Source organism: Arthrobacter ruber (assembly GCF_002954225.1).
In the GTDB taxonomy this organism is placed as follows: domain Bacteria; phylum Actinomycetota; class Actinomycetes; order Actinomycetales; family Micrococcaceae; genus Arthrobacter_D; species Arthrobacter_D ruber.
The window spans coordinates 561,320-584,699 of sequence record NZ_PPTH01000017.1 but is presented as its reverse complement, the minus strand read 5'-3'; the positions used below and the strand labels follow the sequence as shown (position 1 = coordinate 584,699).

Here is a 23,380-nt window from a genome sequence, read left to right as displayed (position 1 = left end):
GCTGATGGGCGGGCCCTCGTGCCCGGAAGGTGGGAACGACGACGAGGGCACAGGCCGGAGCAGGCGTCCCGCCATGGGCTGCGTCAGCAGCGGTAGATGCGCACCGAATCGGCTGCCACCGTGTCGCTGTCGCCCGCGTGCAGCCGCCTCGTGCCCGGGATCGGGCCGGGGGCTGCGGAGTCGAACGTGGGACTGAACCAGCGTGGCGGGTCCCCCTCGGTGCCCTCGCCCTGGGCGGTCCATGCCGAGGGCAGGTGGATGCGCGTGTCCTCGAGGGAGCCGTTGATCACCACGAGCCCGTTGATCCTCCCGCCCGTCGACGCGAGGAGGAGCTGCACCGTCCTGGTCCGCGGGTCGTTCCATTCCTGGGCCGTCATCGGCAGGCCTGCGGTGTTGAACCACAGCAGCGTGGACTGGTCGCCGCGGGAGGGGAACGTGGGGGGCTGCCCGGCGAGGAAGTCCCTCCGGATGGACAGCAGCGTGCGGGTCGCGTCGAGCATGCGGCGCGATGCGGCGTCGTCGGGCCAGTGCACCCAGGCGAGCTCGTTGTCCTGACAGTAGGCGTTGTTGTTGCCGCTCTGCGTCCGCCCCAGCTCGTCCCCTGCGGTCAGCATGGGGACGCCCAGCGAGATGAGCAGCGACGCCATGATGTTGCGGGCGCTGCGCTCGCGGCGGGCCAGGATCGCCTCGTCCTCGGTGCGCCCCTCGGCCCCGTGGTTGTAGCTGTGGTTGTCGTTGTGGCCGTCGCGGTTGCCCTCGCCGTTGGCCTCGTTGTGCTTGCGCTCGTAGGAGGTGAGGTCCGCGAGGGTGAAGCCGTCGTGCGCGGTCACGAGATTGACCGAGGCGAGCGGGTTGCGGCCGGACGATGCGAAGGTCTCGGTGGAACCGGCGAGGCACCCGGCGAGGCGCGCCGGCGAGGATCCTGTGTCTCCGCGCCCGATGGCGGCGACGTCGTGCAGCCAGAAGTCGCGGACGGTGTCGCGGAAGCGGTCGTTCCAGTCCGCCCAGCCCACGGGGAACCGGCCGGTCTGCCAGCCGTCGGGCCCGATGTCCCACGGCTCGGCGATGAGCTTGGTGCCGCGGAGGGTGCGGGAGGCGCCGACGGCCACGAGGAACGGGTGCCTCGGCGTGAACGCATTGTGCTCGTCGCGGGAGAGGGTGACGGCGAGATCGAAGCGGAAGCCGTCGATCTGGAACTCCTCCACCCAGTACCGCAGCGAGTCCAGCGCGAACTCGACGACCCTGGGCTGCGAGAAGTCGAGGCTGTTGCCACAGCCGGTCGTGTCGACGTACCGGCCCGCGGAGTCGTGCCGGTAGTAGTCGAGGTCCCCCAGCCCGCGCCAGCACAGCGCGGGGCGGTGCTGGTCGCCTTCGGCGGTGTGGTTGTAGACGACGTCGAGGAGGACCTCGAGGCCCGCCTCGTGCAGCGTCCGGACCATGCCCTTGAACTCGTCGAGCACGGCCGAGGGTCCGCCCGCCCGCGCCGCGTCGGTGGCGTAGTCGGTGTGGGCCGCGAAGAACCCGAGGGTGTTGTAGCCCCAGTAGTTGCTGAGGCCGAGGGGTTCGAGGTGCGGTTCGTCGATGTGGAAGTGGATCGGGAGGAGCTGGACGGCGGTCACGCCGAGGTCGCGGAGGTACCCCACCATGGCTGGGTGGGCCAGTCCGGCGTAGGTCCCGCGGAGCTCCTCGGGCACGTCGGGATGGAGTTTCGTGAGCCCCTTGACGTGCGCTTCATAGATGACGGTGTCCCGCCACGGGGTGCGGGGGCGTTCGCTCGCGCCCCAGTCGAAGGCGTGCTCCAGGAACACCGAGTAGTAGGAGCGCGACGAACCCTCGTCCGTCCCTGCATCTGTCCGGACGGTCTCGATCGCCCGGGCGTAGGGGTCGAGGAGCAGCTGCGCCTTCCCTGCCGGGCCGGGCAGGTCCTGGCCCGTGGGCCAGAAGGCGTACGGGGCGCCGGGCGCCAAGGGACCCACGACGCCGTGGTGGACGCCGCCGTCGAGTCCCACGAGCGTCTCGGAGGTCCAGGAGCCGTCCGTGCGGCGCCAGTGGACGTCCATGGAGGTGACGGCGGGCGCCCAGACCGCTGCGTTGGCATGCGTGTCCGACCCCCAGTCGCCCTTGACGGCGTGGAGCCCGAGCGGGAACTCCCGGGAGGCGGGTGGCAACGGTGCGGGGTTCGTCATGTGCGGCCGGTCAGGAGGAACGCTGGCGGGACACCTCGTAGAGCGTGATTCCCACCGCCATCGACGCGTTGAGCGACTCCATGGCGGAATCGATGGGGATGGACACGATCTGGTCGCAGTTCTCGCGCACGAGCCGGGAGAGACCCTTGCCCTCCGAACCGACGACGATGCAGATGGGGTCGCGGCCGAGCGAGAGCTCGGGCAGCGAGACGTCGCCGTCGCCGTCGAGCCCGAGGACGAAGATGCCCTTGTCCTTGAAGGCCTTGAGCGCCGAGTTGAGGTTGCCCACGCGGGCCACGGGCACGCGCACGGCGGCACCGGCACTGGTCTTCCACGCCGAGGCCGTCACACCGACCGAGCGGCGCTCGGGCACGATCACGCCGTGGCTGCTGAAGGCCGACGCCGAGCGGATGATGGCGCCGAGGTTGCGCGGGTCGGTGATGCCGTCCAGTGCCACGAACAGCGGGGCGTTGCCGATGTGGCCGCGCCGGTACCGCTCGATGGTCTCGTCGACGAGGTCCAGCGCGTCGGCGTACTCGTAGGGTGGGATCTGCAGCATGAGTCCCTGGTGCACCGCGCCGTCCGTCATGCGGTCGAGTTCCGGCTTGCCGGTCTCCATGACGGGGATGCCGCGATCGGCGGCCATCTTCAGCGACTCGCGGACGCGGTCGTCCATCTCGATCCGGATGGCGACGTGGAGGGCCTTCGCGGGGATGCCCGCCCGCAGCGCCTCCACCACGGAGTTGCGGCCCGTGACGACTTCCTCGGCTGCCTTGCCCTTGGTGCGACCGGTGCCTGCGCCCTTGCCGTCCCGCTTGGCTGCCGAGCGCTCCGCGAGCTCCTTGTTCTTGTACGCCTTGTGGTACGGGCGGTCCTCCGCCCTCGGGGTGGGTCCCTTGCCCTCGAGCGACTTGCGCCCGTGGCCGCCGGTGCCGATGGTGGGGCCCTTCTTCGTTTTGCGAACCGCGCCTGGACGTCCGTGACTGGCCATGGAAGAACACCTTCATAGATAGAGGAAGAATCACCTCCAGTTTACGCGGAGGCTGTGGTCCGCCCCGGCACGTGCATCAGCACGTGCCGGGGGCAGACCGGAAGGGAGCCGCTAATCCCCTGCGAGCGACCAGCGGACGCCGTCCGCGGAGTCCTCGAGGGTGATGCCGGCGGTGGTGAGCCCGTCGCGGATGGCGTCGGCCTGCGCCCAGTCCCGGGCCCGCCGCGCCTCCGTCCGGGCGACGATCCGGTCCTCGACCAGGGCTTCCAGCGCTCTCGCGGCCGCGCCGCCCGCGGCCGACCCTGCGACGGCGTCCCCGGCGTCGTCGAGTCCGAGGACCGCCGTCATGGCGACGGCGGCGCCGAGGCTCGCCCTCGTGGCGTCGTCCTCGCCCGCCGCGAGCGCGGTGTTCCCGCTGCGCACCGTGGTATGGAGCACGGCGAGGGCCTGCGGCACGTTGAGGTCGTCGTCCATGGCGTCCGCGAACGCGGCAGGGAGGTCGACGGCACGGACGGGGCCGCGCGTCGGGGCGCCTACCCGCGCGGAGGCCTTGGCGATGAAGCCGTCGATGCGCGCGACGGCCGCGGCGGCCTCCTGCAGGGACGTCCCGCGGTAGTCGAGCACGGAGCGGTAGTGGGCCTGGCCGAGGTAGTAGCGCACCACGCGGGGGCCTGCGGCGTCGATCATCTCCTGGGGGCTGACGGTGTTGCCGATCGACTTCGACATCTTCTCGCCGCCGTAGGTCACCATCCCGTTGTGCATCCAGAAGCGGGCGAACGCGTGTCCGGCGGCCTGGGACTGCGCCATCTCGTTCTCGTGGTGCGGGAACCGCAGGTCGAGGCCGCCGCCGTGAATGTCGAACTCGGTGCCGAGGTACTTCGTGACCATGCTCGAGCACTCGAGGTGCCAGCCGGGGCGGCCAGCACCCCACGGACTCGACCAGGAGGCGCTCGTCGGGTCCGTGTCCTTCGAGCCCTTCCACAGCGCGAAGTCGCGCGGGTCCTTCTTCCCCCGGGGGTCGGCGTCGGGCGCGGCCTGCATGTCGTCGATGTCTTGGCGAGTGAGCGAACCGTAGGAGGGCCAGGACCTGACGTCGAAGTAGACGTCGCCGGAACCGTCCGGCGCGGGGTAGGCGTGACCGCGGTCGATCAGCAGCTGGATGAGGGCGTGCATCTCGGGGATGTGGCCGGTGGCGCGCGGCTCGTACGTGGGCGGGCGGACGCCGAGGGCCGCATACGCGCGGTGGAACTCCCGCTCGAAACGGTACGCGAGCGCCCACCACTGCTCCTCGGGCACCACGGACGGGTCCTCCCCGCCGGCGCCCTCCCGGAACGAGTCCTCGGACTTGGCGAGGATCTTGTCGTCGATGTCCGTCACGTTCCGCACCACCGTGACGCGGAGGTCGCGTGCCTCGAGCCACCGCGTGAGCTGGTCGAACGCGATCGCCGACCGCACGTGGCCGACGTGCGGCATGCCCTGCACCGTGGCACCGCAGTAGTAGAGGCTCGCCCTGCCCGGCTCGAGGGGTTGGAAGGGGCGCACCTCGGCGCGGGCTGTGTCATAGAATCGCAGGCTCACCGGTCCAGATTACCCGGAGGCCGCGGACGGTCGGCGTCGCAGGAACGGGCCGTACCGCCGGCGCGGCGGGGTGGGCCAGGCGTTCCGGGGGCGGGCGGGCCCACCCGGGTGGGTGCTCTCAGCGCTCCGACACCGGGGCGGTCCCGTGCTCCGGTGCGGCGGACGTGCGGCGGGGGCGCGCGCGCACGACGACGGCGGTCGCGATCGCGGCGATGCCCTCACCCCGGCCGGTCAGTCCGAGCCCGTCGGTGGTCGTGGCGGAGATGCTGACGGGAGCGGAGGCGGCGTCGGACAGGACCGCTTCAGCCTCGGCACGGCGGGGTGCGAACTTCGGCCGGTTACCGATGAGCTGGACGGCGATGTTTCCGATGTCGAACCCGGCGTCGCGCACGATCGAGGCGGCGGCCGCGAGCAGCGTCGCACCCGGGGCGCCGGCGTACTCGGGACGGTCGGTGCCGAAGTGGGTGCCCAGATCGCCGACACCCGCGGCGGAGAACAGGGCGTCCGCTGCGGCGTGCGCCACGGCGTCGCCGTCGGAGTGGCCCGACAGCCCCCGCTCCCCGTCCCAGAGCAGGCCCGCGAGCCACAGCGGCGCGGGGGCTTCCTCGGGTGCGAAGGCATGGACGTCGACGCCGATCCCGGTCCGCGGGAGATGGGTGTGCTCGCTCAGGTACATGGCCGCTCCTGGTGCTGGTAGGGGTGGGGGCTCAACCGGTCACGCCGGGGACGCCGGCGGAACCCCGACCGGACGCACGACGGCCGTGCTCGGGACCGGGCGCAGCCCCGGATGATCCCGGTGCGAGCACGGCCTCGGCGATGACGAGGTCGAGGGGGGTGGTGACCTTGAAGGCGAGGGGGTCCCCCTCGACGACCCGCACCGCCGATCCGCGCGCTTCCATCAACATGGCGTCGTCGGTGATCGTGGGATCGTCCGGGTCGATGTCCGCGTGCGCGGCACGGAGCATCCCGGCGTCGAATCCCTGGGGGGTCTGCACGGCGCGCAGCGCGGAACGGTCGGGCGTCGCCGTGACGATGTCGCCCTCCACCACCTTGACCGTGTCCACCACCGGCAGCACCGGGATGACGGCGGGGGCGCCCGCGGCGACGGCGCCGGCAACGCGCCGGAACACGTCCGGAGGCGTGAGTGCACGGGCGGCGTCGTGGACCAGGACCACGCCGGCAGACGGCGGAAGGGCCTCGAGTCCCGCGCTCACGGAGGCGGTCCGGGTGGTGCCGCCGGTCACCGCGAGGATCGCCGGTGATCCCCCGGCCCGCCCGGCGGCATCGGCGACCACGGCGGACAGGACGGCGTCGTCCTGCGGGAGGACCACGACCACGCAGGCTGCGACCTCCGACGCGACGACCGCGGCGAGGGAGTGCTCCAGGAGGGTGCGCCCGGCGCAGAGGACGCGCGCCTTCGGTATCCCCTGCCCCAGCCGCTGCCCCGAGCCGGCGGCCACGATGACGACGCCGACCTCGGCGCGGACGGCAGGCTTCTTCTCGGACACCCCGTCACCCTATTCCAGGGGAACGCAAAAGAGGGACCCGAGGGTCCCTCTTTTGTGCCCGGCCCGTCCCCTAGGAGGCGAGGACGTCGTCGAGGACGCTGGCAGCCTTTTCTTCGTCCGTCTTCTCCGCGAGTGCGAGCTCGGAGATCAGGATCTGCCGCGCTTTCGCGAGCATCCGCTTCTCTCCGGCCGACAGTCCGCGGTCGTGGTCGCGGCGCCACAGGTCACGGACCACTTCGGCGACCTTGATGACGTCGCCGGAGGCGAGCTTCTCGAGGTTGGCCTTGTAGCGGCGCGACCAGTTGGTGGGCTCTTCCGTGAATTCGGCTCGTAGGACGTCGAACACGTGCTCGAGGCCTTCCTTGCCGACCACGTCGCGAACCCCTACGAGGTCAACGTTCTCTGCTGGTACTTCTATCGTCAGATCACCCTGTGCCACCTTGAGCTTGAGATACATCTTCTCTTCGCCCTTGATGACGCGCATCTTGATCTCTTCGATCTTGGCTGCGCCGTGGTGAGGGTAGACAACTGTTTCGCCGACCTCAAAAACCATGTGGACTTTCCCCTTTCCCGGGAACCAGTTTATCACGGTAACGACACGCCGACTCCGCGTTTTCGCAGGTCAGACGGCCGAAACAAGGGGAAAGAACTATGATGCGCCCCTTGACGAGGGCGCATTCCCGTGATCCGGGGGCCCGGTGTCCGGCGGATCCGACACCACGCTTCGGCGGTCTTGCCGATAGTCTGTTCGGTAGGTCCGCTTCGGATTACCCATCTGTCCCACCTGTTGAACCCCAGGAGTTTGTGCTGTGAATAGTGCACCGAAGAACCGAGTGCAGCAGGCCGTTGCTGCCGGCGCCGTGCTGCTGACGCTGGGCGTCTCGGGCTGCAGCTTCACCGTCGACCAGTCGACGACGGCGCCGTATGCGGCGTCGGACGGCATCGTCAAGGACCTCGGACCGGTACTCCTGCGCAACATCCTCATCGTCGGTCGCGACGACGAGACGGCCGGCCGCCTGGTCGGGACCGTGTTCAACACCAGCGACGAGCCCGTGGACCTCTCCATCCGCGCCGGCGGTGCGTCGACGAGCATCACGATCGACGGCCAGGGCCAGTTCAGGTTCGAGGAGGAGTCCTCCGACGACGCCACGCTCGAGGGCGTCGAGGACATCCCCGGCTCCCTGATCGACGTCGAGTTCGACGTCGAGGGCGAGCAGGCCGTCTTCGAGGTGCCGGTCCTCGACGGCACGCTCGAGGAGTACCGCGAGTACGTTCCCGGCGGTTACACGCCGCGTCCCAGCGAGCCCGCCGCGACCGAGGAGGCCGCGGAGGGCGAGGGCGGCGCTGCCGGGGGTGGCACCACCGGAGGCGGCGAAGCCGAGGGCGGGCACTAGCCCCGTCGCGGGACCGCATCGACGCAGAACTGCCCGTCCCCGGGGAATCGGGGGCGGGCAGTTCTGCGTCCGGAGGCGGCGGTCAGGGCTCGTACTTGTACCCGAGGCCGCGGACGGTGATGAGGTACCGCGGGTTGGACGGGTCCGGCTCCACCTTGCCGCGGAGGCGCTTGACGTGCACGTCCAGGGTCTTGGTGTCCCCCACGTAGTCCGATCCCCAGACGCGGTCGATCAGCTGCCCGCGGGTCAGGACCCGGCCGGAGTTCCGGAGCAGCATCTCGAGCAGCTCGAACTCCTTCAGCGGCAGCGCCACCTGCTCGCCGTCGACGCTCACCACGTGGCGCTCGATGTCCATCCGGACCGGGCCCGCCTGGATGGTGTTGGAGATCAGCTCCTCGGGTTCGCCCTGGCGGCGGAGCACCGCGCGGACGCGCGCCACGAGTTCGCGTGAGGAGTACGGCTTGGTCACGTAGTCGTCGGCGCCGAGTTCGAGGCCCACCACCTTGTCGATCTCCGCGTCCTTGGCCGTCAGCATGATGACCGGGACGCTCGAGCGCTGGCGCAGCTGGCGGCACACCTCGGTCCCGGAGAGCCCCGGCAGCTGGAGATCCAGCAGCACGAGGTCCGCGCCGGAGCGGTCGAACTCGGTGATGGCATCGAGGCCGTTGTCCACGACGGACACCTCGAAGCCTTCCTTGCCGAGGAGGTAGGACAGCGGGTCGCTGAAGGACTCCTCGTCCTCGACGATCAGAATGCGGCTCAAGCCTTGACTCCCTGCTCATGGGCAGCGGTGCTGCCCTTCTTCACTGACTTCCTGTCGGCGCCCTGTCCGGCACCCCTGCCCGCGTCGGTCGCCGATCCGCCCGCGGCGCCGTCGTCGTCGTCCGCGCTCGCCTCCATCTCGGGGAGCCGGACCGTGAACGTGCTGCCCTGCCCGGCCTGCGACCACACCGTCACCTCGCCGCCGTGGTTCGAGACGACGTGCTTGACGATGCTCAGGCCGAGACCGGTACCGCCCGTCTGCCGGGATCGCGCGGCGTCGATCCGGTAGAACCGTTCGAAGATGCGCTCCTGCTCCTCCGGCGTGATCCCGGTGCCCTGGTCCGTCACCGAGACCTGCACGAGTCCGTCACGGGATCGCACGCCGACCCCCACGCGCGTGCCCTCCGGCGAGTAGCGGATCGCGTTGTCGATGAGGTTGCGGAACGCCGTCATGAGCAGGTCGCGGTCGCCGAACACCGGCGCGGCCACGGCACCGCCGACCACGATCTCGATCCCCTTGCTCTCGGCGGGCAGCTTGTTGCGGTCCACGGCCTCGGCGATGACGGAGTTGATGTCCACCGCCTTGCCGCGGCGGACCACGTCGGCGCCCTGGAGGCGGGAGAGTTCGATGATGTCCTGCACGAGGGCCGACAGCCGGCCCGATTCCTTGTGCATGCGCTGCGCGAAGCGGCGCACCGCGACCTCGTCCTCGGCGGCGTCGTCGATGGCCTCGGCGAGGAGGGAGATGGCGCCCACCGGTGTCTTCAGTTCGTGGGAAACATTGGCGACGAAGTCGTTGCGGATCTCCTCGGTCCGGGTGATCTCCGTGCGGTCGTCGGCGAGGATCAGGATGTACTCGGCGCCGAGGGCCGCTACGCGGACCTGGACCACGATCGTGCTCCTGCCGAGGGGCCCGCGGGGAAGCTCGAGCTGCTGCTGCTCGATCACGCCGTCGCGCCGCACGCGGGCCGTGAGCTCGAGCAGCTCCGCATGGACCACGGTGTGCCCGCGCACGAGGCCGAAGGCGTAGGCTGCGGGACTCGCGCGGACGACGCCGTCGATCGCGTCCACGATCACGTAGGCCCTGCCGATGATGGACAGGACCTCCGCAGCGCCGTCGGGCAGGGACGGCTCGTCCTCGTAGAGGAGCCGGATCCGCTGCGCCTCGCTGGCGCGGAACGCCGCCATGCCGCTCACGCCGAGGGCCAGGCCGACCAGCCCGGCCACGAGCGTCAGGAGTAGGGGGTCCACGGACCTAGCTTATGCTCTGCCGTTTCCGGCCCCGCCCCATCCGGTGGCAATGGACAGGTGGTTCAACTAACGTTCACACAAAGCGGAGCATCAGTTCACCGACGGCTGGAAGGCTCGACCGGGAGTGCACCGTTGGACAAGACGAAATGGGAAGGACGCCTACGTGCGTAAGGTTTTTCAGGCCGAGCTACATCAGATCGGCGAGGAGCTGATCGAGATCTCGCAGCTCGTGTCCGAGGCGATCCAGAGGGCCAACAGCGCCTTCCAGACCGCCGACACCGAGCTCGCGCAGGAGGTCATCGCCGCCGACGCGCGCATCGACTTCCTCCAGAACTCCCTCGACGAGCGTGCGATCGACATCCTCGCCCTGCAGGGCCCCGTGGCCTCCGACCTGCGCATGATCGTCGGCGCGCTGCGGATGAGCGCGTCATTGGAACGCATGGGGGACCTCGCCCGCCACGTGGCGCAGCTCGCCCGCCTGCGCTTCCCCGCGAACGTCATCCCCGAGAGCATCCGGGCCACCTTCGACGAGCTCGCCTCGCTCGACGTGGAGATCGCGGCGAAGGTCACGGAGCTCCTCGAGACACGCAACCTGGACCTCGGCAACGAGATCAACGTCGCCAACGCCCGTGTGAACGAGTTGCACGCCAGCGTGTTCCGCACTGTCGCGTCGGAGGACTGGAAGGAGAGCGCGCCGACGACGGTGGACGTCACCCTCGCGAGCCGCTACTACGAGCGCTTCGCCGACCACGGCGTCTCGGTGGCCCGGAAGGTCACGTACCTCGTCACCGGTGAGTGGCAACCCAGCGCACCGCTGAACTGACCCACGACCGGAAAGGAACGACGGCGGCCCCTCCCGGGGACCGCCGTCGTTCCTTTCTGCCGTCCGGCTAGTGCTTGCCCTGGTTCGCGACGGCTTCGATCGCCGCAGCCGCGGCGTCGGCGTCGAGGTAGGTGCCGCCGGCCTTGACGGGTCGGAGGTCCTCGTCGAGCTCGTAGACCAGCGGGATGCCCGTGGGGATGTTCACCGACGCGATGTCCCTGTCGCTGATGCCGTCGAGGTGCTTCACGAGGGCACGGAGCGAGTTGCCGTGCGCGGCGATCAGGACGGTCCTGCCGGCCTTGATGTCCACCGTGATGTCGGACTCCCAGTAGGGCAGGAAGCGTTCGAGGACGTCCTTGAGGCACTCGGTGCGGGGGACGTCGTCGCCGAGGTCCGCATACCGCGGATCGCCGGCCTGGGAGTACTCGCTGGCGTCATCCAGCGGCGGCGGCGGGGTGTCGTAGGACCGGCGCCATTCCATGAACTGCTCCTCGCCGAACTCGGCGAGGGTCTGGGCCTTGTCCTTGCCCTGCAACGCCCCGTAGTGGCGCTCGTTGAGGCGCCAGTTGCGCTTCACATCGATCCAGCTGCGGTCGGCGGCCTCGAGCGCGAGGTTGGCGGTGATGATGGCCCGCTTCTGCCGGGACGTGTAGACGATGTCGGGAAGGATCCCGGCCTCGGTCAGCAGGTGACCGCCGCGGGTCGCCTCCTCGCGGCCCTTCTCCGTGAGCGCCACATCCACCCAGCCGGTGAAGAGGTTCTTCTCGTTCCATTCGCTCTGCCCATGACGTAGCAGGATCAGTGTGTAGGTCATGGTCCCAGTCTGCCGTATCGGGCCCCGGCGGTCATGCTGCCGCCCCAGCGTTACAGGCTGCGGGAACGGGTCCCGTACCGGCGGTCCTGCGGCGGTGCCCTACCCTTGATGGGTGCCTCCGCGTCCCCGTCCCCCGAGACCTCTCGGGGCCATCACCCGCGGCACCACCAACCCCAACCGCCTCCGCCGCACGGACCGCTGGCTGGCGGGCCCCCAGGGCTACCGCCTCCGCCGCGCGGCCGATCCGCTCGTGGTGGACCTCGGCTACGGGGCCGCCCCCGTCACGGCCGTGGAGATGTTCACGCGCCTGAGGTCCGTGCGCGACGACGTCGAGGTGGTCGGGATCGAGATCAACCCCGCCCGGGTGGCCGCCGCGGATCCCCTCGCCGTACCGGGCCTCAGCTTCCGGCAGGGTGGTTTCGAGCTGCCGCTGGACGGCAGGAGGCCCACGGTGGTGCGGGCGTTCAACGTGCTGCGCCAGTACGCCGAGGACGAGTACGCCGCCTACTGGGACGAGGTCCGTCTGCGGCTGGCGCCCGGCGGCCTGTTCATCGACGGCACGTGCGACGAGATCGGCCGGCGCTCGACGTGGATCTCGCTGACACGTGAGGGCCCGGTCTCCCTGAGCATCTCGCTGCGCTTCGGGGCGTTCGTCCTCCCGTCCGACGTCGCCGAGCGCCTGCCCAAGGCACTGATCCACCGCAACGTCGACGGCGAACGCGTGCACGGATACCTCCGGGCCCTGGACAGGGCGTGGCTCGACGCCGCACCGCTCGCGCCCTTCGGCAACCGTCAGCGGTGGCTGGCGACGTGCTCGGCCCTGAGGGCGGACGGCTGGCCGCTGCTGGACGGGCCGGCCCGGTGGCGCCTCGGCGAGATCACCGTGGGCTGGGACGCCGTCCGGCCGGGCTAGCAGCCGGACGGACGGTATCGATCTACCAGGGTCCGTAGGGTCCGCTGCTGCCGCCGCGACCGGTGGTCTGGCTGACGGCGGGCTTCACGTCGGCGAGATACACGCAGGCGGCGATGATGGCGACGAGCTGGAAGATGTTGAAGCCGCCACGGCTGCTCAGGGCGGACAGCAGGCCCACGACGACGGCGCCTCCGGTGAGGGCGAGCCAGAAGCCCTTGGTCCGCTTGAAGGCGGCCTCGAAGGCCGTTCCGGGACGCCGCACGCAGTCGGTGAAGGCCCACACCTCGATGCCCAGCGCGATCAGGCCGAGCGCGAGGTACAGGTAGTACTGGGTTGCGTATACGAGAGCCACGCTGCCAGCTTAGCTGGCCCGCCCTCGGCGCCGCATCGCGGGCCCTGTCCCGACCGGTCGGGGTCGCCCCGGCGCGGAACGAGCCGGGGCGCCGGATCAGAGCCCGCCGTCCCGCCCCGCGGCCCGGCGGAGCGCCTGGTCGAGGTCCGCCCACAGGTCCTCCGGGTTCTCGATGCCGACCGACAGACGCACGAGCGCCTCGGGCACCGTGAGCGGTTCGGCGGGCTGGCGCCGTCGTCGTTCGATCAGCGATTCCACACCGCCGAGCGAGGTCGCGGGAAGCCACAGGCGGACGGCGGCCACGAGGGCGTCGGCCGTGGCGACGTCGTCGAGTTCGATGCTGACGATGCCCCCGAAACCGTTGAACTGCGCGGCGGCACGCTCGTGGCCGGGGTCCGACGGCAGGCCCGGGTAGCGCACGCGGCGCACCGCCGGATGATCCGCGAGACGCAGTGCGAGCGATGCCGCCGTCCCCTGGCTCCGTTCCATGCGCAGGGCGAGCGTACGCAGGCCGCGCAGCGCGAGCCACACCTCGAACGGTCCCGCGATTGCGCCGTACAGCGTCCGGTGCGCCAGGAGCCGCTCGCGCAGACCGGCGTCGGAGGTCACCAGGGCACCGAGGACGACGTCGGAATGCCCGGCGAGCCACTTGGTGACGGAGTGCAGGACGACGTCGGCACCGGCTTCGAGCGGCCGGTGGACGATGGGTGTGTTGAACGTGTTGTCGGCGACGACGACCGCACCGGCCGCGTGGGCGGCCGCGGTGAGGACGCCCAGCTCGGCGACCTCGAGCATCGGGTTCGTGGGGCTCTCGAGCCACAGCATCACGGAGCCGGCGTCGAGACGGGCGGCGAGCGCGGTGAGCGCCGCGAGGACGGCGGCGGTGTCGGCGATGTCCACCTGCACCAGCTCGAAGCGGCCCTGCGCGGCGAGGTCGGCGGCGAGGCCGAGCGACCCGGCGTAGGCGTGGCGCGGCATGACCACGGCACCGCCCGGGGGGACGAGGGACAGTGCGGCCGCGGCGGCTCCGAGGCCCGAGCCGAAGACGAGGGCCGGCAGGTCCGCACCCTCGAGGGCTGCGAGGGCCTCCTCGAAGGGGTCCCAGGTGGGGTTGGAACCGCGGGCGTAGATGCGGTCCCCGGGCTCGGGGGCGCGGGTCTCGTGGTACGTCGTGGTGAGGACCAGGGGCGGGTTGATGGGCGCGTCGTGCTCGCGGGGCGGCCTGCCCGCTGCGACGGCGAGGGTGTCGGGGGCGAGGTCGGAGCGCACGGAAGCCATCCCCCGAGCCTAACCGCGGAGCCGATGCCGCCGGCAAGTGTGACCAGTGCTGAAGGTCGCCGCCACTCGGTAGGCTGAACGCGTGACCTTTCCCCTCCCCCACGGGCTTCCCGGGCTCTTCATCGCGCTCGAGGGCGGCGACGGCGCCGGCAAGTCGACGCAGGCGACACTGCTCTGCCGGGCCCTCGAGGCCGGCGGACGTCGAGTGGTCCGTACGCGCGAACCAGGCGGTACCCCGATCGGGGAGACCCTGCGCTCCCTCGTCCTCGAGCACGGCCACGGCGAGATCGACGCCCGCACCGAGGCCCTTCTGTTCGCCGCCTCGCGTGCGGCCCATGTGCAGCAGGTGATCGTGCCCGCCCTGGAGCGCGGCGACGTCGTGGTGTGCGACCGCTACATCGACTCCTCCGTCGCCTACCAGGGGACCGGCCGCGGCCTCGGCGCGCAGGCGGTCCTCGACGTGAACGTCTGGGCCACCGACGGTCTCCTTCCCGACCTCACCGTGCTGCTCGACGTCGACCCCGCGGTGGGCCGCAGCCGCCGTACCGCGGGGGCGGCCGCCGAGGACCGCCTCGAGTCCGAGCCGGACGGCTTCCACGCCGGCATCCGGGACGCCTTCCTCGAGCTCGCGCGCCTCGCACCCGAGCGTTACGTGGTGCTCGGCGCGTCCGGCACACCGGAGGAGCTCCACCGGTCCATCGTGGCTGCCCTGCCCGGAGGGTCCGCATGAGCGCCGACATGAGCGCCGGCCCCTCCAGCCTGCCCACCACCGGCGTGTGGGCCGAGCTGCGCGGGCAGGAGCAGGTGGTGGAGCAGTTGCGTCGCGCCGCCCAGTCCGGCGCTCCCACGCATGCCTGGCTGTTCACCGGCCCGCCCGGTTCCGGCCGCTCCAACGCCGCGCGGGCCTTCGCCGCCGCGCTGCTCTGCGAGCGCGAGACCCTGACGGAGCGGGGCTGCGGTGCGTGCAAGGCCTGCCGGACCGTCCTCGCGGGGACCCACGCCGACCTCACCAACGTCACCACCGAGAAGGTGACCATCAGCATCGACGAGGCCCGCGAGCTCGTGCGCAAGGCACAGGACAAGCCGTCCACGGGCCGCTGGCGCATCATCATCGTCGAGGACGCCGACCGCATGCAGGAGCGCAGCACCAACGTGCTGCTCAAAGCCATCGAGGAGCCGCCGCCGCGCACCATCTGGCTGCTGTGTGCGCCGAGCCCGGGTGACGTCCTCATCACCATCCGCTCCCGTTGCCGCTCGGTGGGCCTGCGGCTGCCGCCCGTGCAGGACGTCGCCGATCTGCTGGTGACCCGTGACGGCATCGATCCCGTCACGGCTGAAGCGGCCGCGCGGGCCGCCCAGAGCCACATCGGTGTCGCGAAGCGCCTGGCCACGGACGAGGGCGCCCGGGAGCGGCGCAACCAGATCGTCCGGCTCCCGCTGACGCTGCGCTCCGTGGCCGGCGCCATGCGCGCCGCGGCCGATTTGGTGAAGCTGGCCGAGGCCGAGGCGCAGAGCTCCTTCGAGCAGCGCGACGCCGAGGAGCGGGCCGCCCTGCTCGCCACGCTCGGTGCCCCCGAGACGGGCACCATGCCGCCGTCCATGCGGGCGCAGATCAGGCGCCTCGAGGAGGACCAGACGCGCCGCGCGAAGCGCTCGAAGAACGACTACTTCGACCGCGCCCTGACCGACCTCATCTCCTTCTACCGCGACGTCCTCATGCTGCAGGCCGACGCGGACCAGCCGCTCGTGAACGAACCGCTGCGCCCGGAGCTCGAGGAGTTCGCCCAGCGCGAGAGCGCCGAGGACACCCTGCTGCGCCTCGAGGCGATCAACGAGGTCCGCACGCGGCTCGTCAGCACCAATGTGTCACCCCTGCTCGCGATCGAAGCGATGACCGTCAGCCTGCTGTCCCGGAAGGACCTCGACCGATGACCCCTGGAACGCCCCCCGCACGGGCGCCCCGCCGTCGTGCCCTGACCGTGCTCGCGGCGTCCGCCGCCGCGATGCTGGGCCTGTCCGGCTGCACGCTCTTCTCCCCCGGCCAGGCGGACCGTCCCGTGTCGGGGGTGGAGACCGCCGATCCGGCAGCCATCGGTGAAGTGCCCGGGGACCTCACCGGCTTCTACACCCAGGAGGTGCGGTGGGAGGAGTGCGAGGGTTCGTTCTCCTGCGCCACGATTGAGGTGCCGCTGGACTACAGCGACCCGGGCCGCGGCAGCATCGACATCGCGGCCATCCGTTCCGACGCCACGGGCGAGGAGCAGGGGACCATCCTCGTGAACCCCGGCGGCCCCGGGGGCTCCGGCGTCAACATCGTCAAGGAGTCCCTCGACTACGTGACGAGCGAGCGATTGCGCGAGGACTACGACATCCTCGGGTTCGACCCGCGCGGGGTCAACCGGTCCAGTGCTGTGAAGTGCTACACCGACGCCGAGCAGGACGAGGCGCGGCAGGAGGCCTACCCCGTCGACGCCTCCGAGGACGAGCTGCTGGCGCTCATGACCGCGGACGCGCAGGAGTACGCGGACGTGTGCGCCGAGCGCACGGGCGAGCTGCTCGGCTTCGTGGACACCGAGTCGGCGGCACGCGACATGGACATCCTGCGCGCGGTGGTCAGCGACGAGAAGCTCAACTACCTCGGCTTCTCCTACGGGACCCAGCTCGGCGCGGCCTACGCGGACCTCTTCCCCGGACGGGTGGGCCGCCTGGTGCTCGACGGCGCGATCGACCCGTCGCTGAGCAGCGAGGACATCACACTCGGGCAGGCGGGCGGCTTCGAGCGGGCGGTTCGCGCGTACGTGGCCGCCTGCCAGCAGGGCTCCGAGTGCCCGTACACGGGAACCGTGGACGACGGCGTCCGCCAGATCCAGGACCTGTTCGCTGCCGTCGAGCGGGAACCCACGACGGCGGCGGACGGCCGGCTCGTCCCGGTCTCGACGTTCGTGCAGGGTTTCATCCTCCCGCTCTACGACAACGGCAACTGGCCCACGCTCACGGACGCGGTCCGGGCGGCCCTGGCCGGGGACCCGACCAGCATGCTCTTCCTCGCGGACCTGTCCGCCGAACGCCAGCCGGACGGCCGATACGTCGGCAACGCGACCGCCGCCTTTCTGGCCGTGAACTGCCTCGACTACCCCATGACGAGCGATCCCGCGCAGATGCGCGCCGACGAGGAGGAACTCGTCGGGGCGTCGCCCACCTTCGGGCGGTTCCTCGCCTACGGCGGCATCACCTGCGCGCCGTGGAAGTATCCGTCGACCGGCGAGCCGGCGCCGCGGCAGGCGGCGGGGGCGGCCCCGATCGTCGTCATCGGCACCACGGGGGACCCCGCCACGCCCTACGAGTGGTCCACGGCCCTGGCAGGGCAGCTCGAGTCCGGCGTGCACGTGACCTGGGAGGGCGAGGGGCACACCGCCTACGGCCGGTCCGACGACTGCATCCTGGACCTCGTCGACTCCTACTTCATCGACGGGACGGTCCCGGCGGACGGGACGCGCTGCTGATCCCCGACCGGCGTGGGGCCGAGCCACTGCGGCAGGTGGCACATGGACGGCAGGACGGCGTCGGCTCCCGCGAGCCGCAGCTCGGCCTCCGAGTGCGCTCCCGTCAGGACCCCGATCACGGCGCCCGCTCCGGCGCGCTGCCCGGCGACGACGTCCGACGTGGTGTCCCCCGCCACCAGGACGGAGCGCACGTCCTCGATGTCGAGGGCGAGGACCGCGGTCAGGATGATGTCGGGATACGGGCGGCCGCGTCCCGCGTCGGAGGGGCAGAGGCTGAGGTCCGCGAGCCCCATCCAGCCGAGGGACTCCAGGATCATGTTCTGCGTGTGGCGGCCGAAGCCGGTGGCCAGGCAGATCTTCAGACCCCTTTCCCGTAGCGCGAGGATCGCGTCCTCCGCGCCCGGGATCGGTTCGACACCGTGGCGGGCCAGCAGGGTGTCGTACGCAGCCTCGAACGTCCGGTTCACGTCCACGGCCGTCGCGACGTCGTCGAAGAGGCTGCGGAAGACGAGCTCCTTGGACGTGCCCATGGTGCGTCGCGCATACGCCGTCATGGCGCCGAAGCTGCCGGAGCCCTCATGGACCCCGTGCGAGGCCAGTGCTCGCGCGAAGGCCTCTTCCTGCAGGGCGCCCTCGTCCACGGTGGTCCCGGCCATGTCGATCACGGCGAGCGAGAATGAGCGGTCCTGCGTCATGGCGTCCCCTTTGCCGGCCAGACCCGTTCCCATGCCGGACGCGGGTGGACCTCAGGATCCGGCGCCCTGCTGACCGAAGGACGTACTGGAGGCGGCAACGGGGTGAACCGCGGGCGAATTCTCGTCCCGCTTCCCCATTTTGACCGCGGGCCGGACCCTCCTATAAAGTTGGAGCTTGTGGATCGGCCCCGGGTGCAACCCGGATCCGGGAAGCATTGCCTCCTTAGCTCAGTCGGTAGAGCGTCTCACTCGTAATGAGAAGGTCGCCAGTTCGACTCTGGCAGGAGGCTCCACCAAGACCCCGGACGGTTCGCCGCCGGGGTCTCTCCATGTCCAGGAGGCATGCGGTTGTGGCGGGTCCGTTCGGAGTCCTGGGCCATGACCTGCTCGAAGAAGTCCGCGATGTCGTGACGGCCCGTACGTGCGGGCGTCCCGCGCGTACCGGCCGTCGTCGTGCCCGGCCTTCGGCGAGTGGCACGGCAGCGGGATGAGGTCGAACGGGACGTCGTCGAATCCGGCTCCTCCAGTAGCCACGAGGCACCTCCGTGTGGGTCTGAACAGGTGGCGCCAGGCTGGAACCCATGGATGTCCGGCGGCAACGGCCGATCGTCCTCCCGGGAAGTCCTCGCCCCTGCGCGAGGACTCTGTTACCTGTCCGGGTGCCCGTCCGCAGCGGCCTCGGTGGACACCACCGCACCCGACTGCAGCAGTGCCTTCAGTGCGTCGGCGCCCGCCGCATCGGCGGCGGCGGCGGCGAGATTGGCTTCCGTGACGGCGCGGAGGACCTCCTCGCGCTGGATCTTCACGCCCCGTGGCGCATCGATACCGATGCGGATGCCGTCACCGCGGGAATCGAGCACCGTGATGACGATGTCGTCGCCGATCAGGATCTGCTCGCCGACCTTTCGCGTGAGTACCAGCATCGTGTCACTCTATCCCGGTCGGCTCGGCTCGACGGCGACCGGCGGCTCTCGTGCGTCCGGCGGGGCCGTCCTGCCAGCCGACCGGCAGACCCAGGTCGTGCACGGTGTCCGGGGTGGACGTGGCCGCCCGCCCGACGACGGCGAGCCCTGCCGGTTCGAGTCCGGCGCGCTCCATGCTCCTGCGAAGTGCGCCCACCCACGCCGCGGTGTCGGCCTCCTTCCGTCCGGCATCGACGGCGAGCCACACCTGGTCCGGGCGCAGGGCGAGCAGCAGCCGGCTGTCCGTGACCGGATCCCCGGACGCCACCGCGAGGAACACCGGGTGCCCGCCGTCCACCCCGGCGGCACGGGCGGCGTTCGCGTCGAGGTGGTCCTCGATCCTGCGGGCATCCGGCCGGAGCCAGCCGCTGACGCCCCCGGCGACGGCGACCGCGGACGGGACGCCCCCGCGGAACCCGGCCGCCATCGCCTGCACCACCTCCCAGGCAGCAGCGGGCGAACCCACGACGGTCACGAGGTCGCCGGGCGCGCCGAGGACTGCTGGTGCGCCCGCCGGTGCCGCAGGCTCCCGGACGACGTGTCCTGCGAGGTCCGGCAGCTCCGCCGGGTCGTGGGCGGCCACGGCGAGGGGCGGGACGACGGCGTCGGGGGCGGAGGGCTGGACGTGAGGTCCGGGCACGACGGCGGCGGGGGTGACGACAGTGCCGGGGACCACGACGGGCTGCACGGGTGCGCTCGGAACGACGACCGGCGGGGCCGGCGCCGTCGGACCCGGGGCAGGCCTGACCGGGGCAGGCGCGACCGGGGCAGGCGCGACCGGGGCCTGGTCCGTCGCGAACGTGAGGTTGTCCATGAGGGCCGCGAAGAGGCCCGAGTCGGTGGAGACGGCGGCCGGCACCGGTTCCTCCCGGCGTCCGGCGCCGGTCGGACGCGGCGCCGTGGCGCGGGCCGGACCCTGCCCTGGCCCGGCGCCGCCCGGACCCGCGGGAGTGCTTCCGGCGAGGCGCACCTCGTCGAGCTCGGCCTGCTGCAGCAGGGCGTCGATGCCCGACGCCTGGGGAACAGCGCTGCGCCGCCCGCGCGGGCGTACGCCGGCGGGACGTGCGTCGTCCGGGACCTCGACCACGATCTCGTAGTGCCTGCGCGCGAAGACGCCGCGGATGCCGCCGACCGTGACGATCTCCGCGGACACGATGAGCGCCCGCGGACCGTGGAGGGCGGCCGCCTGTGCCTTCAGCTCCTCGAGGGAGGCACCCTCAAGATGAAACAGCTGCGGTGCCACGGACCACCCCTACGGTCTCGATGGCGACATTGGCGCTGGTGACCTCCTGGTACGAGAGCACCGGGAGTCCTGCCACCTGGGGTCCGACGAGCCTCTTGAGCGCGGGCCGCAGCGCCGGCGCGCACACCAGCACCGCGTTGTGCCCCGAGGCCTCGATGTCGGCGGTCGTGGACCGGACCGACGCGAGGACGGCCTCGGTCCGGGAGGGGTCGAGCAGGATCTGCGTGCCCTGGTCGGAGGGGCGCAGTCCCTCGAGCATCGACTGCTCGAGCAGCGGATCGATCATGATCACCCGCAGCAGTGTGCCGTCGAGATACTGCTGCGTCACCGCCGGTCCGAGGGCGAGCCGTGCCGCCTCGACGAGGCCTTCAGGGTCCGACGACGACTTCGCCTTCAGCGTCAGGGCCTCGTAGATGCGGGCGAGGTCGTTGATGGGCACCTGCTCGGACAGCAGCCCCTGAAGGACGCGCTGCACCTCGGCGAGGGACAGCAGCCCGGGCACCAGTTCCTCGACGGCGGACGGGTTGACCTGCCGGACGCCGTCGGTCAGGACCCGGACGTCCTCGCGGGTCAGCAGGCGTGCGGCGTTGGTCGTGATCACCGAGGACAGGTGCGTCACGAGGACCGACACGCGGTCGATCACCGTGGCGCCGGAGAGCTCCGCGTTGTGGCGCAGTTCCGAGGGCACCCACTTGCCCGCGAGCCCGAACACGGGTTCGACGACGGCGGTGCCGGGAAGGTGCGCGAGGTGGTCGCCCAGTGCCAGGACCTTGCCGCGCGGGGCCTCTCCGCGGCCGGCCTCGACGCCGGCGATCCTGATGACGTAGGTGGCCGGCGGCAGGTCGATGCTGTCGCGCGTGCGGACCGGCGGCACCACGACGCCGAGCTCCAGGGCGATCTTGCGGCGCAGGGCACGGACCCGCCCGAGGAGGTCGTCCGGGGCCCCGGTGACCACGTCCACGAGGTCCGGGGCCAGCAGCACCTCGAGGGCGTGGACGCGCATCTGCTCGAGGAGGTCGTCCGTGCTGTCGGCCGTCGGCACGGACGCCTCCGCCTCGAGGGCCGCGGCCGCGGTGCGGGCCTCCGCCTCGGACCTCCTGAGCCGCTGCGCGATGACGATGAGCCCGGCGCCCACCACGATGAACGGCAGCTTCGGCATGCCGGGGATGAGCGCCATGACGATCGCCGCGGCCCCTGCGATGCGCAGGGCGTTCTGCGACTGACCGAGCTGCTGCGCCGCCGTCGAGCCCATGTCAGCGTCGGCGTTGGAGCGCGTGACGATCATGCCGGTGGACACGGCCATGAGCAGCGCCGGGATCTGCGTCACGAGGCCGTCGCCGATGGTGAGGAGCCCGTAGGTGCTGAGCGCCTCGGCGACGGGCAGGCCGTCCTGCAGCATGCCGATCGCGACACCGCCGACGAGGTTGATGACTATGATGATGATCCCGGCGATGGCATCGCCCTTCACGAACTTCGACGCACCGTCCATGGCGCCGTAGAAATCGGCCTCCGCCGAGACCTCGGCGCGCCGCTCGCGGGCCTGCGTGTCCGTGATCAGCCCGGCGTTGAGGTCTGCGTCGATGGCCATCTGCTTGCCCGGCATGGCGTCCAGCGTGAAGCGTGCACCCACCTCCGCCACCCGCTCGGCGCCCTTGGTGACCACGACGAACTGGATGACCACGAGGATCAGGAAGACGACGGCGCCGATGATGATCGACCCGCCGATGGCGACGTGCCCGAAGGCCTCGATGACCTCCCCCGCGTACCCGTCCCCTAGGACGAGGCGGGTGGATGCGACGTTCAGGCCCAGGCGGAACAGCGTCGCGACGAGCAGCAGGGACGGGAACACCGAGAAGTCCAGCGGCTTGCGCACGAACATGGTGTTCAGCAGGATCACCAGCGCCAGCAGGATGTTGATGATGATCAGCACGTCCAGCAGCGGTGACGGCACCGGCACCACGAGGAGCAGGACGATCCCCACGACACCGACGGGCACCAGGAACTTGGGCAGGGAAGAGCGCATTATCGGGGGCCTCCGGCGGCTGCGGGTCGGACGGGCAGGGTGTGGACGCCGCGGGCGGCACCCCGGGTCCTCAGGGACATGACGAACGCCAGGATGCGGGCCACCTGGTCGTAGTTCTCGAACGGGATCTCCTCGCCGAGCTCGCACGCCGCGTGCAGGGCGCGCGCGAGCGGGACGTCGGAGACCATCGGGACGTGCTTCTTCTCCGCCTCCTCGCGGATCCTCGCCGCGATCACGCCCGCGCCCTTCGCGACGACGCGCGGAGCCGACCGTCCCGGCTCGTACGTGAGCGCGACGGCGACGTGCGTGGGGTTCACGAGGACGACGTCGGCGCCACCCACGGCTGCGATCATACGGTTGCGGCTCATGGCGAGCTGGCGGGAGCGTCGCTGGGACCTGATGAGGGGGTCGCCCTCGGAGTTCTTGTTCTCGTCCTTGACCTCCTTCTTGGTCATGCGGGTCTTCTTGCGGTTGCGGCGCGTCACCACGAGGACGTCCAGCGCGGCGAGGGCGAGCCCTGCGACGACGGCGGCCTGCAGGAGCGCAGCGGTCCCGTCCCCGGCGGTGTTCAGGAGCGAGGCGACGGAGAGTCCCCCGGCCGCCATCAGTACGGGCATGAGGCCCTGGATGACGACGACGAGCACCAGCGCGACGACGGCGGTCTTCAGGAGCGCCTTCGCGCCCTGCCACAGGGCCTGGCCGCCGAGGATCCGCTTGAGTCCGGTGACCACGTTGAACTGCTCGAACCTGCCCGAGAACTTCTTCACGTGGATGCCGCCCTGCAGGGCGGCCGTGCCGAGCACGGCGACGAGCAGCACGCCGAGGAACGGCCCCAGGATCGCCGTCAGGGACGCACCGCCGTCGGCGAGGGCCTCGAGGGCGACGGCGGGGTCGGGATCCGCGATGCTGTCGGCGACGCGGACGAGCTGCTCCGTGGCGGCGTCACCCGCGCGGGCGATGAGGGAGGGCAGCAGGAGCGCCGCGGCGCCCACACCGATCCACGCCGTGAAGTCCTCGGACTTGGCGAGCTGGCCCTTGGAGCGGACGTCCTTCATCCGCTTGTCGGTGGCCTGCTCGGTCCGTTCGCCGGAATCCTCCGCCATG

22 protein-coding genes and 1 tRNA gene are annotated in these 23,380 nt (G+C 71.2%); 7 read left to right on the top strand and 16 right to left on the bottom strand.

Annotation, left to right across the window (positions count from 1 at the left end):
- Positions 1-83: 83 nt before the first annotated feature.
- The 6 genes from glgX to CI785_RS13810 all read right to left on the bottom strand — a co-directional run bounded on the left by glgX (position 84) and on the right by CI785_RS13810 (position 6,816).
- Positions 84-2,186, bottom strand: coding sequence for a glycogen debranching protein GlgX (gene glgX / locus CI785_RS13835; RefSeq protein ID WP_105032636.1), 2,103 nt, complete (start codon positions 2,184-2,186; stop codon positions 84-86).
- A 10-nt stretch (positions 2,187-2,196) separates the two neighbouring features.
- On the bottom strand, positions 2,197-3,177 hold the full coding sequence (rlmB, locus tag CI785_RS13830) for a 23S rRNA (guanosine(2251)-2'-O)-methyltransferase RlmB (protein ID WP_105032635.1): 981 nt from the start codon (positions 3,175-3,177) through the stop codon (positions 2,197-2,199).
- A gap of 111 nt (positions 3,178-3,288) precedes the next feature.
- Complete coding sequence (gene cysS / locus CI785_RS13825) at positions 3,289-4,755, bottom strand: cysteine--tRNA ligase (RefSeq protein ID WP_105032634.1); 1,467 nt, start codon at positions 4,753-4,755, stop codon at positions 3,289-3,291.
- A gap of 118 nt (positions 4,756-4,873) precedes the next feature.
- Complete coding sequence (gene ispF, locus CI785_RS13820; RefSeq protein WP_105032633.1) at positions 4,874-5,431, bottom strand: 2-C-methyl-D-erythritol 2,4-cyclodiphosphate synthase; 558 nt, start codon at positions 5,429-5,431, stop codon at positions 4,874-4,876.
- A 31-nt stretch (positions 5,432-5,462) separates the two neighbouring features.
- Positions 5,463-6,263: a 2-C-methyl-D-erythritol 4-phosphate cytidylyltransferase gene (gene ispD / locus CI785_RS13815; protein ID WP_105032632.1), complete on the bottom strand. Its 801-nt coding sequence runs from the start codon at positions 6,261-6,263 to the stop codon at positions 5,463-5,465.
- A gap of 70 nt (positions 6,264-6,333) precedes the next feature.
- On the bottom strand, positions 6,334-6,816 hold the full coding sequence (locus tag CI785_RS13810) for a CarD family transcriptional regulator (RefSeq protein WP_104049001.1): 483 nt from the start codon (positions 6,814-6,816) through the stop codon (positions 6,334-6,336).
- Between the two features lie 256 nt (positions 6,817-7,072).
- On the opposite strand from CI785_RS13810, the gene CI785_RS13805 reads away from it, so the two are divergent.
- On the top strand, positions 7,073-7,657 hold the full coding sequence (locus CI785_RS13805; protein WP_157940277.1) for a hypothetical protein: 585 nt from the start codon (positions 7,073-7,075) through the stop codon (positions 7,655-7,657).
- Between the two features lie 82 nt (positions 7,658-7,739).
- Here CI785_RS13805 and CI785_RS13800 read toward each other — a convergent pair whose 3' ends face one another.
- Both CI785_RS13800 and CI785_RS13795 read right to left on the bottom strand, forming a co-directional pair.
- Positions 7,740-8,420, bottom strand: a complete 681-nt coding sequence (locus CI785_RS13800; RefSeq protein WP_105032630.1) for a response regulator transcription factor — start codon at positions 8,418-8,420, stop codon at positions 7,740-7,742.
- The gene (locus tag CI785_RS13795; protein ID WP_105032629.1) at positions 8,417-9,670 is read right to left on the bottom strand and encodes a sensor histidine kinase; all 1,254 of its coding nucleotides are present in this window, start codon (positions 9,668-9,670) and stop codon (positions 8,417-8,419) included. Before CI785_RS13795 ends, CI785_RS13800 begins: the two co-directional genes overlap by 4 nt.
- Positions 9,671-9,833: 163 nt before the next feature.
- Here CI785_RS13795 and phoU point away from each other — a divergent pair, with 163 nt between their 5' ends.
- The gene (gene phoU, locus CI785_RS13790; protein ID WP_105032628.1) at positions 9,834-10,493 is read left to right on the top strand and encodes a phosphate signaling complex protein PhoU; all 660 of its coding nucleotides are present in this window, start codon (positions 9,834-9,836) and stop codon (positions 10,491-10,493) included.
- Between the two features lie 67 nt (positions 10,494-10,560).
- Here phoU and CI785_RS13785 read toward each other — a convergent pair whose 3' ends face one another.
- Positions 10,561-11,307, bottom strand: a complete 747-nt coding sequence (locus CI785_RS13785; protein ID WP_105032627.1) for a phosphoglyceromutase — start codon at positions 11,305-11,307, stop codon at positions 10,561-10,563.
- Between the two features lie 112 nt (positions 11,308-11,419).
- Between CI785_RS13785 and CI785_RS13780 the strand changes: the two genes are divergently transcribed.
- Positions 11,420-12,220 carry a class I SAM-dependent methyltransferase gene (locus CI785_RS13780; RefSeq protein WP_105032626.1) on the top strand — a complete coding sequence of 267 codons (801 nt, stop codon included), beginning with the start codon at positions 11,420-11,422 and terminating at the stop codon, positions 12,218-12,220.
- 22 nt (positions 12,221-12,242) lie between these two features.
- Here the strand turns inward: CI785_RS13780 and CI785_RS13775 are convergent, their stop codons facing one another.
- On the bottom strand, positions 12,243-12,572 hold the full coding sequence (locus CI785_RS13775; protein WP_105032625.1) for a DUF2516 family protein: 330 nt from the start codon (positions 12,570-12,572) through the stop codon (positions 12,243-12,245).
- Between the two features lie 96 nt (positions 12,573-12,668).
- On the bottom strand, positions 12,669-13,850 hold the full coding sequence (locus CI785_RS13770) for a trans-sulfuration enzyme family protein (RefSeq protein WP_105032624.1): 1,182 nt from the start codon (positions 13,848-13,850) through the stop codon (positions 12,669-12,671).
- Between the two features lie 82 nt (positions 13,851-13,932).
- On the opposite strand from CI785_RS13770, the gene tmk reads away from it, so the two are divergent.
- The 3 genes from tmk to CI785_RS13755 are packed head-to-tail and all read left to right on the top strand — an operon-like array spanning position 13,933 to position 17,353.
- On the top strand, positions 13,933-14,580 hold the full coding sequence (gene tmk / locus CI785_RS13765) for a dTMP kinase (protein WP_105032623.1): 648 nt from the start codon (positions 13,933-13,935) through the stop codon (positions 14,578-14,580).
- Positions 14,577-15,782, top strand: a complete 1,206-nt coding sequence (locus CI785_RS13760) for a DNA polymerase III subunit delta' (RefSeq protein ID WP_240615197.1) — start codon at positions 14,577-14,579, stop codon at positions 15,780-15,782. Before tmk ends, CI785_RS13760 begins: the two co-directional genes overlap by 4 nt.
- Complete coding sequence (locus CI785_RS13755) at positions 15,779-17,353, top strand: alpha/beta hydrolase (protein WP_105032622.1); 1,575 nt, start codon at positions 15,779-15,781, stop codon at positions 17,351-17,353. The genes CI785_RS13760 and CI785_RS13755 overlap by 4 nt, the downstream gene beginning before the upstream one ends.
- Here the strand turns inward: CI785_RS13755 and CI785_RS13750 are convergent.
- Positions 17,308-18,048, bottom strand: a complete 741-nt coding sequence (locus tag CI785_RS13750) for an HAD family hydrolase (protein WP_105032703.1) — start codon at positions 18,046-18,048, stop codon at positions 17,308-17,310. The two genes, CI785_RS13755 and CI785_RS13750, sit on opposite strands and share 46 nt — an antisense overlap.
- A gap of 217 nt (positions 18,049-18,265) precedes the next feature.
- Here CI785_RS13750 and CI785_RS13745 point away from each other — a divergent pair.
- A tRNA-Thr gene (locus CI785_RS13745) sits at positions 18,266-18,341 on the top strand.
- Positions 18,342-18,695: 354 nt separating this feature from the next.
- On the opposite strand, the gene csrA is transcribed toward CI785_RS13745, so the two are convergent.
- The 4 genes from csrA to CI785_RS13720 are packed head-to-tail and all read right to left on the bottom strand — an operon-like array spanning position 18,696 to position 23,379.
- Complete coding sequence (csrA, locus tag CI785_RS13735) at positions 18,696-18,971, bottom strand: carbon storage regulator CsrA (protein ID WP_105032621.1); 276 nt, start codon at positions 18,969-18,971, stop codon at positions 18,696-18,698.
- 4 nt (positions 18,972-18,975) lie between these two features.
- The gene (locus tag CI785_RS13730) at positions 18,976-20,253 is read right to left on the bottom strand and encodes a hypothetical protein (protein WP_105032620.1); all 1,278 of its coding nucleotides are present in this window, start codon (positions 20,251-20,253) and stop codon (positions 18,976-18,978) included.
- Positions 20,228-22,276, bottom strand: a complete 2,049-nt coding sequence (locus CI785_RS13725) for a flagellar biosynthesis protein FlhA (protein WP_105032619.1) — start codon at positions 22,274-22,276, stop codon at positions 20,228-20,230. Before CI785_RS13725 ends, CI785_RS13730 begins: the two co-directional genes overlap by 26 nt.
- Complete coding sequence (locus tag CI785_RS13720) at positions 22,276-23,379, bottom strand: EscU/YscU/HrcU family type III secretion system export apparatus switch protein (RefSeq protein ID WP_105032618.1); 1,104 nt, start codon at positions 23,377-23,379, stop codon at positions 22,276-22,278. The genes CI785_RS13725 and CI785_RS13720 overlap by 1 nt, the downstream gene beginning before the upstream one ends.
- Position 23,380: the final 1 nt, after the last annotated feature.

What these genes read in the sequence shown, in the direction of transcription:
- CI785_RS13760 (WP_240615197.1), top strand. Translation starts at nt 14,577, where the DNA reads ATGAGCGCCGACATGAGCGCCGGCCCCTCCAGCCTGCCCACCACCGGC.
- glgX (WP_105032636.1), bottom strand. Translation starts at nt 2,186, where the DNA reads ATGACGAACCCCGCACCGTTGCCACCCGCCTCCCGGGAGTTCCCGCTC.
- CI785_RS13810 (WP_104049001.1), bottom strand. Translation starts at nt 6,816, where the DNA reads ATGGTTTTTGAGGTCGGCGAAACAGTTGTCTACCCTCACCACGGCGCA.
- CI785_RS13770 (WP_105032624.1), bottom strand. Translation starts at nt 13,850, where the DNA reads ATGGCTTCCGTGCGCTCCGACCTCGCCCCCGACACCCTCGCCGTCGCA.
- ispF (WP_105032633.1), bottom strand. Translation starts at nt 5,431, where the DNA reads ATGTACCTGAGCGAGCACACCCATCTCCCGCGGACCGGGATCGGCGTC.
- rlmB (WP_105032635.1), bottom strand. Translation starts at nt 3,177, where the DNA reads ATGGCCAGTCACGGACGTCCAGGCGCGGTTCGCAAAACGAAGAAGGGC.
- CI785_RS13785 (WP_105032627.1), bottom strand. Translation starts at nt 11,307, where the DNA reads ATGACCTACACACTGATCCTGCTACGTCATGGGCAGAGCGAATGGAAC.
- CI785_RS13720 (WP_105032618.1), bottom strand. Translation starts at nt 23,379, where the DNA reads ATGGCGGAGGATTCCGGCGAACGGACCGAGCAGGCCACCGACAAGCGG.
- CI785_RS13725 (WP_105032619.1), bottom strand. Translation starts at nt 22,276, where the DNA reads ATGCGCTCTTCCCTGCCCAAGTTCCTGGTGCCCGTCGGTGTCGTGGGG.
- csrA (WP_105032621.1), bottom strand. Translation starts at nt 18,971, where the DNA reads ATGCTGGTACTCACGCGAAAGGTCGGCGAGCAGATCCTGATCGGCGAC.
- CI785_RS13750 (WP_105032703.1), bottom strand. Translation starts at nt 18,048, where the DNA reads ATGACGCAGGACCGCTCATTCTCGCTCGCCGTGATCGACATGGCCGGG.
- CI785_RS13755 (WP_105032622.1), top strand. Translation starts at nt 15,779, where the DNA reads ATGACCCCTGGAACGCCCCCCGCACGGGCGCCCCGCCGTCGTGCCCTG.